Source organism: Pedobacter nyackensis, from assembly GCF_032678475.1.
In the GTDB taxonomy this organism is placed as follows: domain Bacteria; phylum Bacteroidota; class Bacteroidia; order Sphingobacteriales; family Sphingobacteriaceae; genus Pedobacter; species Pedobacter nyackensis_A.
Genome location: NZ_JAVTSF010000008.1, coordinates 138,367 through 157,918 on the forward strand (window position 1 = coordinate 138,367; position 19,552 = coordinate 157,918).

Annotated in this window: 14 protein-coding genes; 9 read left to right on the forward strand and 5 right to left on the reverse strand. The window is 37.9% G+C overall.

What is annotated here, in order from left to right; genetic code table 11:
* The gene (gene surE / locus R2Q84_RS22195; protein ID WP_316818795.1) at positions 1-849 is read right to left on the reverse strand and encodes a 5'/3'-nucleotidase SurE; all 849 of its coding nucleotides are present in this window, start codon (positions 847-849) and stop codon (positions 1-3) included.
* 275 nt (positions 850-1,124) lie between these two features.
* Here surE and R2Q84_RS22200 point away from each other — a divergent pair, with 275 nt between their 5' ends.
* Complete coding sequence (locus R2Q84_RS22200) at positions 1,125-4,058, forward strand: M16 family metallopeptidase (RefSeq protein WP_316818796.1); 2,934 nt, start codon at positions 1,125-1,127, stop codon at positions 4,056-4,058.
* A gap of 140 nt (positions 4,059-4,198) precedes the next feature.
* Entirely contained in the window at positions 4,199-6,610 is a 2,412-nt protein-coding gene (locus R2Q84_RS22205) for a hypothetical protein (RefSeq protein WP_316818797.1), read from the forward strand.
* 102 nt (positions 6,611-6,712) lie between these two features.
* On the opposite strand, the gene acs is transcribed toward R2Q84_RS22205, so the two are convergent.
* Positions 6,713-8,611 carry an acetate--CoA ligase gene (gene acs / locus R2Q84_RS22210; protein WP_316818798.1) on the reverse strand — a complete coding sequence of 633 codons (1,899 nt, stop codon included), beginning with the start codon at positions 8,609-8,611 and terminating at the stop codon, positions 6,713-6,715.
* 235 nt (positions 8,612-8,846) lie between these two features.
* Here acs and R2Q84_RS22215 point away from each other — a divergent pair, with 235 nt between their 5' ends.
* Together R2Q84_RS22215 and R2Q84_RS22220 are read left to right on the forward strand one after the other, a co-directional pair.
* Positions 8,847-9,299, forward strand: a complete 453-nt coding sequence (locus R2Q84_RS22215; RefSeq protein WP_316818799.1) for a MauE/DoxX family redox-associated membrane protein — start codon at positions 8,847-8,849, stop codon at positions 9,297-9,299.
* 38 nt (positions 9,300-9,337) lie between these two features.
* Entirely contained in the window at positions 9,338-9,643 is a 306-nt protein-coding gene (locus R2Q84_RS22220) for a hypothetical protein (protein ID WP_316818800.1), read from the forward strand.
* Between the two features lie 41 nt (positions 9,644-9,684).
* Here the strand turns inward: R2Q84_RS22220 and R2Q84_RS22225 are convergent, their stop codons facing one another.
* From R2Q84_RS22225 to R2Q84_RS22235, 3 genes are read right to left on the reverse strand one after another with little or no spacing between them, the layout of a single operon-like run.
* Positions 9,685-11,055 carry a RagB/SusD family nutrient uptake outer membrane protein gene (locus tag R2Q84_RS22225; RefSeq protein WP_316818801.1) on the reverse strand — a complete coding sequence of 457 codons (1,371 nt, stop codon included), beginning with the start codon at positions 11,053-11,055 and terminating at the stop codon, positions 9,685-9,687.
* A 12-nt stretch (positions 11,056-11,067) separates the two neighbouring features.
* Positions 11,068-14,355, reverse strand: a complete 3,288-nt coding sequence (locus R2Q84_RS22230) for a SusC/RagA family TonB-linked outer membrane protein (RefSeq protein WP_316818802.1) — start codon at positions 14,353-14,355, stop codon at positions 11,068-11,070.
* The gene (locus tag R2Q84_RS22235; RefSeq protein ID WP_316818803.1) at positions 14,355-15,689 is read right to left on the reverse strand and encodes a FecR family protein; all 1,335 of its coding nucleotides are present in this window, start codon (positions 15,687-15,689) and stop codon (positions 14,355-14,357) included. Before R2Q84_RS22235 ends, R2Q84_RS22230 begins: the two co-directional genes overlap by 1 nt.
* 659 nt (positions 15,690-16,348) lie before the next feature.
* On the opposite strand from R2Q84_RS22235, the gene rpmB reads away from it, so the two are divergent.
* From rpmB to rimO, 5 genes are all read left to right on the forward strand, one after another.
* Positions 16,349-16,582, forward strand: a complete 234-nt coding sequence (gene rpmB / locus R2Q84_RS22240; protein WP_084289430.1) for a 50S ribosomal protein L28 — start codon at positions 16,349-16,351, stop codon at positions 16,580-16,582.
* Between the two features lie 41 nt (positions 16,583-16,623).
* Positions 16,624-16,806: a 50S ribosomal protein L33 gene (gene rpmG, locus R2Q84_RS22245; protein ID WP_015809322.1), complete on the forward strand. Its 183-nt coding sequence runs from the start codon at positions 16,624-16,626 to the stop codon at positions 16,804-16,806.
* Positions 16,807-16,844: 38 nt separating this feature from the next.
* A complete protein-coding gene (locus R2Q84_RS22250) occupies positions 16,845-17,003 on the forward strand; it encodes a DUF4295 domain-containing protein (RefSeq protein WP_316818804.1) in 159 nt (52 codons plus the stop codon).
* A gap of 72 nt (positions 17,004-17,075) precedes the next feature.
* Positions 17,076-18,038 carry a signal recognition particle-docking protein FtsY gene (gene ftsY, locus R2Q84_RS22255; RefSeq protein WP_316818805.1) on the forward strand — a complete coding sequence of 321 codons (963 nt, stop codon included), beginning with the start codon at positions 17,076-17,078 and terminating at the stop codon, positions 18,036-18,038.
* Positions 18,039-18,183: 145 nt separating this feature from the next.
* Positions 18,184-19,518, forward strand: a complete 1,335-nt coding sequence (gene rimO / locus R2Q84_RS22260; RefSeq protein ID WP_316818806.1) for a 30S ribosomal protein S12 methylthiotransferase RimO — start codon at positions 18,184-18,186, stop codon at positions 19,516-19,518.
* Positions 19,519-19,552 lie beyond the last annotated feature (34 nt).

The window sequence follows — 19,552 nt, forward strand, 5'->3', positions numbered from 1 at the left end:
TTAGCCAAGTGAAGGTCCATCTGGAGCCGCCGTTCTTTTACCTTCCTCTATTATTGGCGAAACTACCCCTGGCACATCAAAAGTCCAACTGTTCAGCACCGGGATAGCATGATGAGCAGTAAGGTCAAACTGAACAGGAACTACAGATACAAATCCATGTTCCAAAGCCCATACATCGGTATCCTCACCTTTGTCGTAGTTCTGAAAAACCCCCGTAAGCCAGTAATATGGACGCTCGTACGGATCCTTACGTTCATCAAACTCTTCAGCCCATTTGGCATTGGCTTGCCTGCAAATCTTTATACCCTTCAGGTTATCACCTTTTGGGAAGTTCACATTCAGTAATGTTGCCTGCGGCAGTCCATTTTCCAATACTTGTTCAGAAATCACTTTAATGTATTTCTTACAATGGCTAAAATCGGCCTGATGAGAAAAATCATCCAATGAAAACCCAATGGAAGGAATATTTTCTATTGCACCTTCAACTGCCGCTGACATGGTACCGGAGTAAATCACATTGATAGAGTTATTTAAACCATGGTTAATCCCAGACACACACAAATCCGGCTTTTTCCCTTTAAAAATTTTGTTAACAGCAAGTTTAACACAATCGACCGGAGTTCCCGAGCATTTGTACATTTCAACACCTGGATATAAGTCTACACGATCAAAACGCAAAGGCTTACCAATTGTGATGGCGTGCCCCATACCAGACTGAGGGCCATCTGGAGCAACAACTACCACATTACCTATCTCCATCATTACTTCCAGCAGGTTTTTAATACCTGGTGCTGTAATTCCATCATCATTCACTACTAAAATATTGGGTCTTGTGTTTTGATTCTTCATGTACTTCTTATTTTATACCACAACGGGTGAATTTGTAGTCTGATTAGCAAAATCAATATGCCAAAATCACCTGTTTTAAGAACAATTACCTCCTATGGCATTTGTAGCAGTAAAAGTACAAGAATTCATTTATAAAACTTAAGCAATCAACTTATATTTGACGGTCAATTATAGTTACTCATCATAAGTAACTGTAACTTATTAGTCAGAAAGATGTCAATACATTAGCCATCTCACGACTATGGCAATATTAAAAACTAACTAATTAATTCTACATGAAGAACAAACTATTGCTGCTGATCGGATTCCTTATATCCGGTTCAAGCTTAATGGCCCAATCTACTTATCAGTGGAAAACAGCCTCATCCGGTGGATATACTTACAAGTATGTAACCAACGATCCGACAAAAGCTCGTTTTTACACCTTAAAAAATGGTCTCACCGTAGTGTTATCACCAAATACGAAAGAACCAATTATTGAATTTCGTCTGGCTGTAAGAGCAGGTAGTAATACTGATCCGAAAAATGCAACAGGTCTGGCACATTACCTTGAACATATGTTGTTTAAAGGAACAGAAAAATTCGGCACATTGGATTATGCTAAGGAAAAACCATTGCTGGATAAAATATCTGCACTTTACGAGCAATACCGGGGAACTACTGATCCTGAAAAACGCAAAGCGATTTATGCTGAAATAGACAAAACATCAGGAGAAGCATCCAACTACTCTATTGCCAATGAGTATGATAAAATGATGAAATCGATAGGTGGACAGTCGACCAATGCACATACCTGGTATGAAGAAACTGTGTATAAAGAAGATTTCCCTTCAAATGCTACAGATCAATTCCTGGCGCTACAAGCAGAAAGATTCCGCAGCCCTGTTTTTCGTATTTTTCATACAGAGCTCGAAGCTGTTTATGAGGAAAAGAACCGAGGCTTAGATAATGACACCTGGAAAGTGGAAGAAAAAACATCTGAAAAACTTTTTCCTACACACAACTATGGTCAGCAAACTACCATCGGCACCATCGATCATTTAAAAAATCCTTCACTGGTTGAGATCAGAAAATATTACAACAAGTATTATGTACCAAATAATATGATCCTGGCTTTTGCCGGCGACTTTAATCCGGATGAACTGATTAAAAAAGTTGATCAATCATTTGCCTACATGAAGCCAAAACCTTTTGAACTTTACAATCCGGCACCAGAAAAACCATTGACATCAATTCAGAAAATTGATGTTTACGGACCAAGCGCAGAGAGTGTAAAGATTTCATACAGAGGTTATGCAGAAAGCACAACTCAAAGCATGTTACTTGACCTTATATCCAGCATTTTATCAAATGGAAAAGCGGGTTTAATAGACATCAACTTGAAACAACAACAAAAAGTACAGGCAGCTGGAACCGGTTATCAACAAATGAAAGATTATGGAATCTTTTATTTGTATGCGCAACCTAAACAAGGTCAGACACTGGAACAGGCACAACAATTATTACTAGATCAAATCAGTATCCTTAAAAAAGGTAATTTTGATGAAAGCCTGATTAAAGCCACTGTTGCCAACAGCAAATTAGGTTTACTAGAAGCATTTGAAAAAAACAGTTTCCGTGTTGAAGCAATTACCAATGAGTTCATTTTAAATCGTGGTGTAAACTGGAACAAGAGTCTAAACACACCTGATGCAATGGCAAAAGTAACCAAAAAACAAATTATTGATTTTGCTAATCAGTTCTTTAAGGATAATTATGTGGTAACTTATAAGCATAAAGGCGAAGACAAGAGCATCGCAAAAGTTGAAAAACCTGCAATTACGCCGGTAAACACCAACGCTTCTGAAACCTCTACCTTTGCAAAAAACTTATATGCAATGCCGGTAAAACCAATTGCGCCTAAATTTTTAGACTACAAAAAAGACCTTAGTTTCGGTAAAGAAGGTATTGCAGAAATCATTACTGTTCAAAATAAAGACAATAGTATTTTTAGTCTGACTTATAAGTTTGACCTGGGGGCCTGGAACTATCAGTTGCTACCTTATGCAGCTCAATACCTTACTTTTTTAAGTACAGATAAATACAGCGCAGAAGACATCAACAAACAGTTTTACAACATTGCCTGTAATTATAGCTTTAGTGTTGGAAACGAAACGGCAGCCATCACTGTTAGCGGACTACAGGAAAATTTTGATAAAGCCGTAAGCCTTGTAGAGCATATTTTTGCAAACTGTAAACCTAATGAACAGGCTTTAGTTGAGCTTAAAAACCGAATCCTAAAAGGAAGAGAAAACAACAAGCTAAACAAATCCACTATATTAAGTGGTTTAACTACCTATGCACAATATGGTGCGAACAATCCATTTAACTACACCTTAAGTAATGAGGCCGTTAAAAACATTACTTCAGAACAGTTATTAGATTTGATTCACAACATAGGAAATTACAAACATACCATTGCTTATTTTGGTCCTAAAACGTTAAGTACTTTTACAGCAGACATTGGCAAACTTCATAAATTACCAAAAGAATTTACGCCAGAAGCTCCTGCTAAAAAATTCAGCTATACCAGCACCAATACAAACCAGGTATTTTTTGCGGATTATGACATGGTACAATCTGAAGTAAGGTGGTTGCGCAATAGTGGAACTTACGACCCTGCACTAGCTTCAAAAATAAACTTGTTCAACAGTTATTTCGGTGGCGGTATGGGATCCATTGTATTTCAAACGATTAGAGAATCTAAAGCCCTTGCCTATTCTACATTTGCGGTTTTCTCCTCACCAGATAGAAAGGACAAAGAATATGCAATGGTGGCATATGTTGGTAGCCAGGCCGATAAAATGAATGATGCTGTAGTTGGAATGAATGAATTATTAAATGAACTTCCAAGAGCTGATAAATCTTTTGAGGTATCAAAAGCGAACGCATTAAACGCAATTGAGACAACCAGAATCACGAAAGGTGACATTATTGGTGCTTATTTTTCAGATCAGAAGCTGGGTTTCGACCGCGATTCAAGAATCGACGAATACCTGGGATTAAAACCATTAACTTTTGCTGATATTAAAACATTCCATGAGCAAAAAGTTGCGAACAAAACTTACAACTATTGTATTGTTGCTTCTGAAAAGAATGTAAAAACCGAAGACATGCAGAAATTTGGTGCAGTTACCAAATTAACACTAGAACAGATTTTTGGTTACTAAGTATAATAAATAGCATAAAAAAAGCGACTACAAATTTGTAGTCGCTTTTTTTATGCTATTTACTTCAATAACAACCGACTCCCCAAATTATTTACTAAACGAAAATTGCGGAATCAAAATTGGAAGCCTAACTTTATTAGATGAATTACCGGACTCAACTCTTCATTAGCGTTTTACTATTGTTTAACCAGCTTGTATCCGGACAGCAGAGACCACATCTACTTACAGATCCACTAGAGAAACAGTTTTATTTAAATAGGCTCGCCAAATCGTCAGCAATGCTTTTTGTTCATTTCGACAAAAACATTTACACCAACAATGAATCAGTATGGTTTACCGGATATTTATTAAACGAACTGGAAGAAAACAGCGCAAAACACAATATTTTGTCTGTAGCACTCATCAGAGATGCCGACAGTACAATTATTAAACAACAGAAATTCATCATGAGCAATAGCCTGGCCTACGGCAGTATGACGCTCCCGGACTCTTTGCTTGCCGGAAACTATCATTTCATGGCCAGCACCAATAGGGTAACCCAGGGCCTACCTGATGTTAGTTTTATACAACCTATCCTTATAAAAACAAATACCAGTCTTGCCTTTAATGCCAATGTTAAAATACTGGAACCAGGAATTGCAGGAAAAAAGCCCAGTCATGTATTACTGAGCGCCACCACTCCTGATGCACGTTTTTTACCTGGCCCCGTTAATGTAACCTATCGTTACGGAAACCTTAACAAGAAAGCGGCAACTAATACTTCAGGTGAACTAATCTTAAAAATTGATGAACAAGTAAACCTAAGGGATCCAAACCTGTATCTCAAATTAATATATAGAAAAGACAGCAGTTTTTTAAACCTTGCTTTACCGGTTACCAAACAACGAGCCCAGGTACATTTTTATCCTGAGGGAGGAAATCTGATCAATGGAAACCTGGGACGAATAGGCTGGGAAGCCAGAGACCAGCAACTTGCAGTTGTAGCACTTAAAGCACAACTCTATAAAAATGATCAGGTTATAGACACCATTGAAACAAACAGTAATGGAATCGGCAGTTTTTTCCTCATCCCTGAAATGGGAAGTACTTATAAAGTTAAATTACTTCACACTAACTTTACCGACAGCACCTACAATTTACCCCTCGCTTTAAACAGTGGCTTGGGGATTTATGTGCCTAAAGCCCTGGTAAAAGACACATTATCGGTCCAGTTGAAAACAAAAGAAAAAGGACCTATCTTCATCAGGGTACACAACTTCCGAGAAACTTTCATTTATAACGAAACCATTTTAACAGGTACAGACCTTCGATTGAAAATTCCACTGGAAACTGTCCCTAAAGGGCTTCATACGATAACTATATCCGATAGCGTAGGCCGCCCTTTAACTGACCGTATGTTTTTTGCTCATTATGATCCGGATCAAAAAATCACAATAAATACCGATCAAAAGCTATATGGACAAAGAGAAAAAGTAACCTTAAAAATAAAATTAAATGAGCGGGATAGCCTGGGTTTCGTATCTATTGCATGTATTCAGGATGCCCGACTGTCATCAAAACTCAATTCAGACATCGAGAGTTACACTTATTTAACCAGTGAGCTCAATAACCTCCCCCCTTACAACAATATCCGGGGATATGAGGATCCGGTATACATGGAAGATATATTACTCATAAAGGGTTGGAGCAGATATACCTGGACTGATTTTCTTAAAACAACCGCTACTGATACGATAAAAAGTCTTAACAATACGAATTTAACAATTCAAGTCACAGGTAAGAAAAAACCGATAGTTGAGCCGGTGCAGATTGGACTATTAAAATCAAATGGCTTCGCGATATATACTACAGATAATTTTGGAAAATTTGAATTTCCAGTCAATGATCTGGTTCTCGATAAAGAAAAATCCATATTTGTATTCGTTAACGATAAAGACAAAGAGAAATATCGTCTTCAAATCAACGATCCCTATTTAAACCTAAATAAAAGCTATCTAAAAGTATTTGCACCGAACTTCCGGTCGGTTCCCTCAGCTATTCAAAACAATAGGGTTCTTTCGATAAAAAGCAATGAAAGTGCTTTTCAATTAAAGGAAGTAAACATTACATCTGGCAATCGTCCTGAAATAAGAAGCAGATTATCGGGATCAAACAGATGTGGTGACTATGTCTGTCGTTACAACATCCTAAACTGTATAAATCATTTTGGAGATTTTGAGAATACACAGCCCATACCTGGAAAGTTGTATCATAGTAACGGAGGCATGGTAGTTTACCAAGCCTGCACCGAGCCTGACATTAGTCCGGGAATGATCATGATGGATGGAATCTATACTAAAAAGGAATTTTACATCAATGACTATGCTGAGCCTCTCGAACCTGCATTTCCATCTACCATTTACTGGAACTATGGAACGTTACTAAACAATGAAAATAAAGAGTTTACATTTTACACCAGCGATATTACCGGCAAATTCAAAGTTATTGTACAAGGAATAAGTGAGCGAGAGGTATTGTATAGCGACTATACATTTGAAGTAAAAGGGAAATAGTATGGTTTGCCGGTAAACCGGCATGCATTTGTATCGGTAAACACAGATACTTAAATACCTACTAAAAGATTGAGATATCCTTTAGTAGGTATGATTTGATATTTACTTTAGCTGTTCAGCTTTTTCGATGATCTCTGTCACTACTGCAGGATCAAGTAAAGTCGACACATCACCGATTTGTTGCGTTTCACCCTCAGCAATTTTACGCAGTATACGGCGCATAATTTTTCCTGAACGTGTTTTAGGCAAGCCCGATACAAATAATATTTTATCTGGTTTAGCAATTGCACCAATCACACGGGTTACCGTCTGCAGAATATCCCTACGCGTAAGATCCTCATCACTATGTACATTAGGATTAATTACGAAAGCATAAATACCCTGGCCCTTTACGTCATGTGGATAGCCAACAACAGCACTTTCTACCACACCAGCATGCATATTAATTGCATTTTCCACTTCAGCGGTACCAATTCTATGCCCAGATACATTAATCACGTCATCTACCCTTCCGGTTATTCTGTAATAACCATCCTCGTCTCTTAAGCAACCGTCACCAGTAAAATAAAGGTCTTTATAAGTCGAGAAATAAGTTAGTTTGCACCGCTCATGATCACCATAAGTGGTACGTAACATTCCTGGCCATGGGAATTTGATGCAGAGATTCCCGTTTACACCATTACCTTCAATCTCTACACCTTGTTCATCTACCAGAATCGGCTGTATACCTGGTAATGGTAGTGTGGCAAAGCTTGGTTTTGTCGGTGTAACATAAGCAATTGGCGAGATCATAATACCTCCCGTTTCTGTCTGCCACCAGGTATCTACTATTGGGCATTTACTTTTTCCAATATTCTCATCAAACCAATGCCAGGCTTCTTCATTTATTGGCTCACCTACCGAACCTAAAACCCTTAAGGAGCTCAAATCGATCCCTTCAAGAGGTTGCTCTCCAAAGCTCATTAGAGAACGGATAGCAGTAGGTGCAGTATATAGAATGTTTACTTTATGTTTTTCTACCACCTGCCACATTCTTGATGCATCTGGAAAAGTTGGAATACCTTCAAACATTAATGTTGTTGCCCCCTGAGACAAAGGTCCATATACAATATAAGAGTGACCTGTGATCCAGCCGATATCAGCTGTACAGAAGAATACCTCATCCGGCTGGTAATTAAATACATTGGAGAAAGTATATCCGGCATAAACCATATATCCACCAATGGTATGTACCACACCTTTAGGCTTGCCTGTCGACCCTGATGTATATAAAATGAACAATAGATCTTCTGCATCCATTTCTTCAGCAGGACAATTGGTATCTACCAATTTAATTTCATCTTCCCACCATACATCCCTGCCTTTCAACATGGATACGGCCATACGCGTATGCGTTAAAACAATTACACGTTCTACTGTCGGGCAACCAATCAGGGCATCATCAATAACTTCTTTTAATTGTATTTGTTTATTACCTCTAAATGCACCATCGGCAGTGATAACCACTTTACATTCTGCATCATTAATACGATCAGCAATTGATTTAGCCGAAAAACCGCCAAATACAACAGAGTGTACAGCACCAATACGGGCACATGCCAGTACAGCTACAGCAAGTTCAGGTACCATAGGCATGTAAATACACACCCTATCCCCCTTTTTTACCCCGTTCTTTTTTAACACGTTACCAAATCGGCAAACCTGTTCGTGTAATATTTTATAACTTAATGTAATACTTTCTTTTTGCGGGTCATTTGGTTCCCAGATAATGGCCGGTTTATCTCCATTCTCTGCTAAATGCCTATCCAAACAGTTCTCAGTAATGTTTAGCTTTGCTCCCTCAAACCATTTAATATTTGGTTCAGAAAAATTCCAGGACAAAACATTGTTCCATTTCTTCTTCCATTGGAAATTATTGGCAATGCCTTCCCAAAATTGCTCGGGGTAATCTACACTATACTGATATGTTTTTTGATACTCTTCAAATGATTTAATTTGCATGGTTTAATTTGTTTCGGTACTAAAGTTCAAATATAACTTTATTAAAAAGCTATCAAAACTTTTATAAAATCTTTTGCTCAAGAATACTTTCCATTGCGGATTTAAGAAAACACTTCTATTAATCCCCCCTTTCTTTGGCTGAATTAACTTTTTAAGTATCTTAGCAAGACTTTCTATTTTGTTATAGGCAAGTTTACCACAGTTTTACTTTTAGGGAAATACAATAAAGGACGTCATGGAAACCACAATAAACAAACAGAGGGCCTTTCGTCCGTCCGCCAAAACACGCGAAATTATAGTTGACATCATAACTTATTCGTTCATTATACTTTTTATGTATACCGCAACGGATAAACTGCTAACCATAAAGTCTTTTACTTCCACATTGGCCAAATCCCCATTAATCGCTGGTTACCATATGATCATAGCCTGGGCAATTCCGATCATTGAAATTGTCATCAGTATTATACTGATTATTCCATCCGCCAGAAAAGCGGGCCTACAAGCTTCGTTTTTACTAATGACCACATTTACCCTTTACCTGATTTACATGGTTCTTTCCGGAAGCAAATTACCTTGTCATTGTGGAGGTGTAATCAGCGCCATGACCTGGCAGCAACATATCTGGTTTAACGTAGCTTTTGTGACGCTGGCAATTTTTGGCCTTATTATAAGCCGAAAAAAATAAATACATCAACAGCCTCAATCAATTAATTAATATATAAAATGAACAACATCAAAAAAGGAGCAATTGGCGTTCTCGCGGCTGTGCTTGCTTTAGGGGCCGGTCTTTATTCGATAAAAACACAATCTGTTTTTACCTATTATAAGACAGACATGACCTATCCTTCACCTAATGATCCCAGGGGCTACAAATATTATTCCGAAGATATGTGCCTCCCCGGTGGGACTCTATGTACTGCAAATTGGGAATTAGGGAGTAATCCGGCCCCAAGCACTGATGGACAGAGTCTGCCAACCACAGGTGTTACCTTCCAGTCAGGCACTGTTACATCTGGTCATTTTGAATAAAAATAAAGAGGTTGCCTTAGCGAGGCAACCTCCCATTCTACCTAGCGTGGGTTTTGCTCAATTTCACTTAAGCGAAGTTCTTCTTCGTCAATAGGAAAAACATACCTTCCATCATTTGGTTGCAAAGTATAAGTATTAGCATTCAAAGTCCTGTTTAAAGTGACAGCAAATCTATTGTCCCTGTTTAGCCTTCGCAAATCAGACCAGCGAAGCCCTCTAAACAGAAGCTCTTTTCTACGCTCCTTTAATACATATCCCAGTACGACCTCTGGATCAATACTCTCTAAATCCTGATAATTCCCTTTCCAGCGATTTCGCCGTAGAAGATTCAGATCAGCTAAAGCAAGCGATGTTTTATCCTTTCTTGCATTACACTCTGCACGAATCAGATACAATTCATCAGTGGCCAATCCAGCAAATAAGTTTCGATCTCCTGTATAGTTACCTCTAAAGGTCATACCATTTGCATTCGTTGTAAAAAATAACGACTTCCGACAATCCAAAGGCGCATAATCTGCATATAAAGCAGAAACCACAGTCTGTCTAGAGGTGATGAATATGCCATAACTAAAAGTACTGTGAAAAATTACCTCACTATTGAATCTTGAAATGGGATAGGTGCCTACATTGTTTATCTTAGCATAATCCATCAGATCAGATTGGATTTGCAAAGCCAGATTTGCATATACCTCAGCTTCGTCATAATTTTCCATTGAAAGAAAAGTTCTGGACATTAAAGCATATACAGCCTCTTTAGATGGTCTTGTTTTATACAATGGCCTGGTACCTAACAAACCTGCTGCTATTTTCAAATCTGCAATGATCTGGTCATACGTTCGCTGAAGGTTACTTCGCTTCATGTTTACATTTACATCAGATTCCAGTCGCAAAGGCAATCCCAAATCCTTAATCCCCGTACCTGGCCGATAAACCATGCAATATTCCTGCGCAAGGTTATAAAAATCAAAGGCACGGAAGAATAAAGCACTCCCTTTAACATTATTCCATTCCTGTTGTTCATTTCCAGCAGGTTTTACTTTTTCAATCCCTTCCAGAATAATATTAGCATTTAGGATACGCTTATAACCATTTTCCCAATCAAGGCTACGTTCTCCTTTATAAAAATTAGCAGTCTCTTCCCATATATATGCCGATCTTTCCTGAACATTAAATAAGGCATCCCATGCCGAGGGCGTAATGTAAAAATCCCCGGCAGCTATTTCCCCTAAACCAACAGCCTGAAAGGTATTAAATAATACAGAGTTATCAAGAAGAGCCTGATAATCTTTTATACTACCGGCAACAATCAAACTCTTGTCGGGTTTAGCCTCCAACCAGTCTTTACTACATGACTGGAAGGTCAGCAGTAGACTTACAATGTATAAATACCTCAATTTTCCAATTATCTTCATAAACACTCCCTGTTAAAACCCTGTCTTAATTCCTACAGAAAAACTTATCGGTAATGGGTAAAATAAACGGTCGCCTGTATAGGGAACAACATCCGGATCTAATCCAAAATCATTAGCCTTCCAAATTATACCCAAATTATTAACATAAGCATACAATTGCATATGTTTCATCGGGATATTCTTCCAATTGGAACGATCCAGATCAAAACTGAAACTGATATCCTGCAACCTGATGTGATCACCCCTTGTAACCCTTACAGAGGAATCGTAATAAAACCTATCTCTTGCTGTACCGTCTTCATATTTACTCATTGAAGGTATATTGGTTATTTTTTCATCACCACTTTTTTGCCAGCGTTGCGTAAAATCACCATTCATGGCATTAGTTAAAAGCGATTGATACATATTGGAATAATTTACCGTGGGTTTCTTGAAATAATAGCCCAATTTATAGCTGATGTTAAAACCTAAAGTAAATCTGCGATAAGAAATGGTATTATTTAATCCTCCGAATACAGTAGGACGGGCAGCCCCATGGTACTCCAGTTCATCCAATTTTGTTTCTGCTATAATTCGGCTATATTCTGTACTAATTTCTCCCTGTAAATAACCACGGGGGTCACCTGTCAAAGGATCTAATCCGGCCCATTTGTAACTGTAGATGCCATTAACGGGCTTACCCACTACAGGCCTTAGACTAGATTCTCCTACATAGTAGGTATTATCTCGTTCAACAACATCATACAGTGTAATTCTATCCTGCATCGCTGAAAGTAAAAAGTTCGTTTGCCACTTAACTTTGCCTTTTAAGTTCTGCGCTGTTAGCGTAAGATCAATACCACTACCCTCCATTTTTGAGTAGTTCCCTCTTAAGAACATTACCCCTGAACTAGCCGGAAAAGTTTTATCACCTAACATATCAGTCCCTCTTTTAAAATAATACTCAAACCTGCCAGAAACTACCTGATCTTTAAAGCCGAAATCAACACCAAAATTCGCTATCGCTATTTTCTCCCACCGCAATTGCGGATTCCCAACACTAAGTAAAGTAGCAATTGGAAGGTTAGTATATATAGCAGAGCCTATATTTTTGATGGTTGCGATGCCCGTATTCGTCTTATCCAGATTCCCATTATAACCATAAGAGGCCCGTAACTTCAAAACAGGTAACCAATTAACCTTATAAAAAGGCTCTCTATCCAACTGCCATAAAGCCCCTGCAGACCAAAGCGGCACTTCTTTTTGATTGGTTTTCACACCAAAATAATTAGATCCGTCCATCCTGGCACTAATTGACCCTGTGTATTTCCGATCATAAGTGTAGGATGCGTTTGCGAAGGCGGAACGGATTCTATCTAACTTTCCAAAGAAATTATTTTGGGTGCTTATCTTTCCAGTTCCGGAAGGATAAAGATTAAATACGCTTAAAGTATCTACCACAGCTGCTTGTCCTGATGCTGAGTTAAGGCCATAACTCCAATAACGATTAGACTGACTATCATATTCAGAAAACTCATACCCCGCCAGTGCAGACACCGCATGCTTGTCCCAGTCTTTTTCATAATTGAGCTGCGCCCTGAAGTTTTTTGATTCATATTTCATTTTACGCTGAACCAGAATACCTCCTAATGGGACATTATAACCAGTAACCTGCCCTCCATTTACAATGGAAAACCTGTTAATTGAATTTCTGGTCGAATAGGTTTCAATTCCATCAAAACTATCAGAACCAAAAGTAGCGCGATTATACAGCGCCTTAACCATGGCGCTTAATCCCGGAACAAGCGTATACTTTAATCCTCCGTCTAAACGCAAATTATTACTTTTCAAAATATCAGGAGATTTTCCCAATTCATCCAGAGGCCGGTAAGACCAATCTAAAAAACCCTTGGAAAGCGCTTCTGTTGTAAAATCTGTATTGTGATCCAATTCAAAAACTGAGGCTTTACCATCAGCATCTTTAAATTGAAAATAAGGTTGAAAAATCCCTCCCTGTATTAACACTGTACTATCTGACTTTCCACTTGTCCTTACATAGTAAAGACCTGCTGTTAATTCCAGGTTTTTCAACAATTTCACCGAATGTTGCGTATTGATAGTGACGCGGTTCTCTTCATTATTGACAAAACTAAACTGTTGCCGATCGTACCCCGCAGAAAGATAATGATTGGATCGGCTTGTCCCTTTACTCAGGTTTAAAAAATATTGCTGAGAAACCGGATTCCGGTAATAATACTTAAGCTCTTCATTCCTAATGTCATTTCCACGCAGCGCATCGATTTGCTCAGCCGTTGCTGCTGCTGACAACTGCCCTTTCCTTTGTCGATCTAAAAGTTCCACCACCGGAGAAACCGCCGGATAATTAATTTTATCCCCTAAGGCCACATCATACCGGCCTTTATTAAATAAAAAAGTCTCGATATCAATAAAATCTGAGGAAGATAAATAATTTGGATTGTAAAAGACATCAGGCTTAGCCGCAACCGTTAAATTACTATTGAAACTTACATTTAATGACTGGTTAAATTTGGCTTTTTTGGTCGTGATTACAATTACACCATTACCAGCCCTTACACCCCAAATAGATGCAGCAGCTGCATCCTTTAATACGGTAACGCTGGCCACATCATGAGGGTTAATGGAATTAATGTTGCCATAAAAAGGGAAATTATCTAAAATAACCAATGGCTGGTCATTCGCGTAAATGGTGCTTCTCGCTCTGATGGATAGATCTAAACCACCGCCAAGACTTGCGACGGTATTTTTGTTGAACATCAAACCACTGGTAATTCCCTCCAACCTGGTAAAAATATCGGGGCCCACTTTCCGGTTCAGCTGCGCACTATCAACCAACACAAAACTACCAGTCGTGCGTTCCTTAGGTATCCGCTGATAACCTGTACTTACAATGTCAACCTGCCTAAGGTTAAATTCCTTTGTATTCTTAACTGATTCCGCTTTATCCTCAATTGGTAACTTCGTAGCCTGAACTTCCTTTCCAATAACGGGACGTTCTTTTACTACAATTATTTTCCCCAGCAAAGTATAGGTAATGGGAATTTTCGAAGAAATATCGTCCATTACCAGTTTAAGCTCAACGTTTTTAAAGTCAGCATCTATCTTCTGACTAACGTTAAGTTCATTTTCGTTCCATACTACATTAACTCCGGTTTGTTTTCTTATCTCCTTAAAAAGCCTTTCCAGCGAAATTTTCTTCTGTACATAATTTAATTTCTGCGCAGAAGCGACTATACTAAATAAGGATAATATTAAAATAACTCCAGCCCCTTTTAACCACATTATTCTATTACAGTAATTCTCTTTCCTTCTATTTTAAAGTGAACATTTGCGGTTAATTCCAACATTTTTAAAACATCTTTTATATTCGAAGATTTCGAAATGGCACCACCTAAAAGCGCTGAGCGGACTTTTTTATTCTGATAAATTACATCCACATTATACCATCTGGTCACCATACGCATGATGCTTTCCATTGGCATATTTCTAAAGATGTATTCTCCATCTTTCCAGGCAAAAGCTTCAGTCGCATCAACAGTATTAACGGTCACATTCCTCCCTTTTAATACGGCTTCTTCATTAGGTTTAAGCATAACTGCTTTCCCGTACACTTTGTCTCCTTCAACAATTAAAGGATCTAAAGAGGAAGGATCAAATCCGCTCAACTTTTTATCATTTATCATAAGTGGTCGCACACGAACACTTCCCTCAACCAGCGTAGTTTTTCCAATTTTTTCATCCTGATAAGCATTCACATTAAAATGTGTCCCCAAAACTTCTATTTCCTGCTTATCAGTTACGACTATAAATGGCATTCTCCGTTCTTTGTTCCCAATATCCTGCGATTTAAGCATTACTTTTGCAATTTCAAAATAAGCTTCCCCATTTAATTCCACACGGCGCTTTGTCGCGCCATCAAAAGTTGCAGGAAATTTCAATGTACTGGCGGAGTTCAGCCAAACTTTACTACCATCAGGCAATACAACATGGTACATACCGGTACGCGGCACACTCAAAACCATAGCATTATTGTGAACCGATGCATTCCCATGTCTTTTCACATAATCAGAAGAATCTCCTGAAACAGCTATAACATTCTGAACAGCAATCTTACTGCCATCACTATAATTCAAATTTGAACCAGCAACTACCAATCCTTTCTTTGCCTCGTTTAGTGCAACATTTTTCCCATTGATTAATGTTAAAACAACTTTTTCAGTATCGCCAGCAGCAAGTGTATTGGTCGTTGTCGGTTCTGTGGCATCCTGTTTAAAAAATACCTGGGTTAAACCTATTAAAAGCAATGCAACAGCAGCTACAGAACTTAAACCGATAACAAGCGATTTAAACAAATTACTCTTTTGATCCTTTTTATCGTAAGCAGGATTTATTCTTTTTATAGTATGTAATGCGGTACCGATATCAAAATTCAATTTATGAGCTTCTACATTGCCCGTTTTTTTGTTATGATTTAAAAAAGACGTCAGTTCTTCATACGTTATCCGGCCAATAAACTGGCCTTTATCGTACACTGGCAGGCTATAAACCTCAGTGGTACGCATTTGTGACAACACTTCGGCAACCAGTTGATGGGTGTATATTTTTTTCTGATCCAACTTATTATGATAGGTTAATTTAGTTCTTCTACTTCAATTTCCGTTCCAAAAGTAAGTATTTTTACGCCTCAATCATATTGTTTGCCTGTGCAGCTTAGCAGTTTGTAAGTTTGACAGTCAGCGTTTTAAGAGAAAAGAGTGCTTTAATAGGCAAAAGGTCGGAATAATAATCGAAAAATCAAAACATTGTTCTTTTCGTTCATTTCAAAAATTATTTAAACCCAACGGTTTTATAGTAACTATTAGACAAAATGTCCACTGCCCCCTGAAGTAGCTTTACACCTGTTCATATCCGTATTTTACTATTCATCCTTTAAACTCATTGAGGATTTAGAGCAGGTTTGTTCGAGGTTTGTTAAGAAATACGGCCTCTTTTCCGAACAAACCTCGAACAAACCTTCAGCAAATCTACAGGCAATCCCTTAAAAACTTAAATTAAACACCAAAAATCGACAGTCAAAAAATTAACTTGCCGTATCTCTGTTTGATTTTCAATAAAAAAAGCAAATAACCAAACGCTCCTTTATTCTAAATCTGCAACCTGCTGAAAATAAATTAAAAATATTTCTGACAGTCCCTTGTTGATTACAAATATTATATAGATATTTGCAAACTCTTAAAAAAATTAAGAAAGTATATTTAACACTATAAATAAAGGCATGTCTAGAGTTTGTGATCTAACCGGAAAAATGGCAATGACAGGTTTTAATGTTTCTCACTCGAACGTTAAAACTAAGCGTAAGTTTTATCCCAACTTACAACTTCAGAAATTTTATATTCCTGAAGAAGATCGTTGGATAACACTGAAGGTATCTACTTCAGCTATCAAAACCATCAATAAAATTGGTATTACTGAAGCGATCAGTCGTTTCGTGAAAAAAGGATATTTGTAAATAACATTGGTTGATATGAATCAACCTTAATAGTATATAAAATGGCAAAAAAAGGTAACAGAGTACAAGTTATTCTAGAGTGTACAGAGCATAAGACTAGCGGCATGCCTGGTATGTCTAGATATATCTCTACTAAAAACCGTAAAAACACTACTGAGCGTTTAGAATTGAAAAAATTCAACCCTGTATTGAGAAAAGTAACGGTTCACAAAGAAATTAAGTAATATCATTTAGTATATAACTAAATAAATCCTATTAAATCATGGCAAAAAAGGTAGTTGCTACCCTTAAAACGGGTAAAGGAAAAGAATATTCGAAAGTTATTACAATGACTAAATCACCTAAAGGTGCTTATTCTTTCAAAGAAGTTATTGTTCACAACGATCACGTTCAAGATGCTATTGCTGCATCTAAAAAATAATTTTAATATTTTATAATATTAAAGCCGTCCCTTTTTACCGGGAGGGCTTTTTTTGTTTTGTTATACATTCGTATGGGTTTATTCGATTTTTTCAAGAAAAAAGAAACTGCGCCTGAAGCGCAAGAGGCTCTGGATAAGGGATTAGAAAAAACTAAAGAAGGCTTTTTTAGTAAGATTACTAAAGCTGTTGCTGGTAAATCTACCATTGATGACGATGTACTCGACAACCTGGAAGAAGTACTGGTTACTTCTGACGTTGGAGTCAGCACAACTTTAAAAATTATAGACCGTATACAGCAACGTGTAAGCAAAGACAAATACCTGTCTACTTCAGAACTGAATCACTTACTTCGTGATGAGATCCAATTGTTACTGGCAGAAAACAACAGTAATGATTTCCGTCAGTTTGAGTACGGACAACACAAGCCCTATGTAATTATGGTAGTAGGTGTAAATGGTGTAGGTAAAACTACCACCATTGGAAAACTTGCCCATAAACTGAAAGCTGAAAACTTAAAAGTTGTTTTAGGAGCAGCCGACACTTTTAGGGCCGCTGCCGTAGAACAAATTAAACTATGGGGTGAACGGGTTGGTGTGCGTGTTGTTGCCCAGGCAATGGGCTCAGATCCTGCTTCCGTAGCTTACGATACTTTACAGTCGGCCGTAGCCAATGGTGAAGATGTAGTGATTATTGATACTGCGGGCCGCTTACACAATAAGATCGGACTGATGAACGAATTGGCTAAGATCAAAAACGTGATGGAGAAGGTTATCCCTTCTGCTCCACATGAAATATTACTTGTTTTGGATGGCTCTACCGGACAAAACGCGTTTGAACAATGTAAACAGTTTACAGAAGCTACAGACGTAAATGCCCTGGCCATAACCAAACTTGATGGTACAGCAAAAGGTGGCGTAGTTATCGGCATATCCGATCAGTTTAAAATCCCAGTGAAATACATAGGCGTTGGCGAAAGTATGAACGACCTGCAATTGTTTGATAAAAAAGCATTTGTTGACAGCTTATTTAAATAATTACTTTTCATTATTAATGCGCTCGTCATCCTGAATTTATTTCAGGATCTCAAAAGAGAAAAACAAAATCGTACATATACGGATTCCTGAAGTAAATTCAGTACGATGTAGATGTATAAACAAAAGAATACCCCAATATTAAAACATGAATACAAAAACCGTTTCCAAAATAATCCCTGTTAAAAAACCAAAAATCAATGTTATTACTTTAGGCTGTTCTAAAAACACCTACGATTCTGAAGTTTTAATGGGACAACTACGAGGCAATAGCATGGATGTAGTTCATGAAGCTAATAAAATGGGTAAAGATGATATTGTAGTGATCAATACCTGTGGCTTTATCGACAATGCTAAACAGGAATCAATCGATACCATATTACAATACAGTCAGCTAAAAGATGCTGGAAAAGTAGGAAAAGTATATGTAACAGGATGTTTATCGGAACGTTACAAACCTGAACTGGAAGCTGAGATCACCAACGTTGATGCCTACTTTGGCACCAACGATTTAAATAACTTATTGCACTCCCTTGGTGCAAATTATAAACATGAACTGATTGGCGAGCGCTTGCTGACCACTCCTTCTCATTTTGCCTATTTTAAAATTGCAGAAGGCTGCAACCGTCCCTGCTCATTCTGTGCTATTCCTTTAATGCGTGGTAAACACGTTTCCAGAGATATGCAGGAACTCGTAAACGAGGCTAAAATTCTTGCGGCCGGTGGCACCAAGGAACTGATATTAATTGCGCAGGATCTGACTTACTACGGGCTTGACATTTATGGCAAACGTAACCTTGACGAATTGTTACGCAGGTTATCTGATGTTAACGGTATTGAATGGATCAGACTCCAATACGCCTACCCTTCTGGCTTCCCAATGGAAATTTTAGATGCCATGAATGAACGTGAAAATATCTGCAAGTATCTGGACATGCCTTTACAGCACATCACTGATAATATGCTAAAATCTATGCGTCGTGGTATTACCAAACAGAAAACAATTGACATTGTAAACCAAATCAGAGACAAGGTGCCGGGCATTGCAATGCGCACTACTTTAATTTGTGGCTACCCGGGCGAAACTGAACAGGACTTTGAAGAAATGATAGACTGGGTGGAAGAAACCCGTTTTGACAGATTAGGTTGTTTTACATATTCACATGAAGAAAAAACACATGCACATAGTCTTGTTGACGATGTACCTGATGAAGTAAAGCAAGAACGTGTTGATGCCATTATGGAATTGCAGCAAGGAATATCTTTCGACATCAACCAGGAAAAAGTTGGCCATACCTATAAAGTTCTGGTGGATAGAAAAGAAGGTGATTACTTTATTGGCCGTACTCAATTCGACTCTCCGGAAGTAGACAATGAGGTTTTAATTGATGCCAGTACAGGTTATGCCGCAAATGGAAGCTTCGTACAGGTTAAAATAGACCGTGCGGAAGACTTTGATCTATATGGACAAATTGTAAAATAAAAGCGGCAAATTAAGAATTACGGTTTATTAATTT

Bases quoted from the DNA above. Each gene is read 5' to 3' on its own strand.
- surE (WP_316818795.1), bottom strand. From the start codon at position 849: ATGAAGAATCAAAACACAAGACCCAATATTTTAGTAGTGAATGATGAT.
- ftsY (WP_316818805.1), top strand. From the start codon at position 17,076: ATGGGTTTATTCGATTTTTTCAAGAAAAAAGAAACTGCGCCTGAAGCG.
- rpmG (WP_015809322.1), top strand. From the start codon at position 16,624: ATGGCAAAAAAAGGTAACAGAGTACAAGTTATTCTAGAGTGTACAGAG.
- R2Q84_RS22205 (WP_316818797.1), top strand. From the start codon at position 4,199: ATGAATTACCGGACTCAACTCTTCATTAGCGTTTTACTATTGTTTAAC.
- R2Q84_RS22220 (WP_316818800.1), top strand. From the start codon at position 9,338: ATGAACAACATCAAAAAAGGAGCAATTGGCGTTCTCGCGGCTGTGCTT.
- R2Q84_RS22215 (WP_316818799.1), top strand. From the start codon at position 8,847: ATGGAAACCACAATAAACAAACAGAGGGCCTTTCGTCCGTCCGCCAAA.
- R2Q84_RS22230 (WP_316818802.1), bottom strand. From the start codon at position 14,355: ATGTGGTTAAAAGGGGCTGGAGTTATTTTAATATTATCCTTATTTAGT.
- R2Q84_RS22200 (WP_316818796.1), top strand. From the start codon at position 1,125: ATGAAGAACAAACTATTGCTGCTGATCGGATTCCTTATATCCGGTTCA.
- acs (WP_316818798.1), bottom strand. From the start codon at position 8,611: ATGCAAATTAAATCATTTGAAGAGTATCAAAAAACATATCAGTATAGT.
- rimO (WP_316818806.1), top strand. From the start codon at position 18,184: ATGAATACAAAAACCGTTTCCAAAATAATCCCTGTTAAAAAACCAAAA.
- R2Q84_RS22250 (WP_316818804.1), top strand. From the start codon at position 16,845: ATGGCAAAAAAGGTAGTTGCTACCCTTAAAACGGGTAAAGGAAAAGAA.
- rpmB (WP_084289430.1), top strand. From the start codon at position 16,349: ATGTCTAGAGTTTGTGATCTAACCGGAAAAATGGCAATGACAGGTTTT.
- R2Q84_RS22225 (WP_316818801.1), bottom strand. From the start codon at position 11,055: ATGAAGATAATTGGAAAATTGAGGTATTTATACATTGTAAGTCTACTG.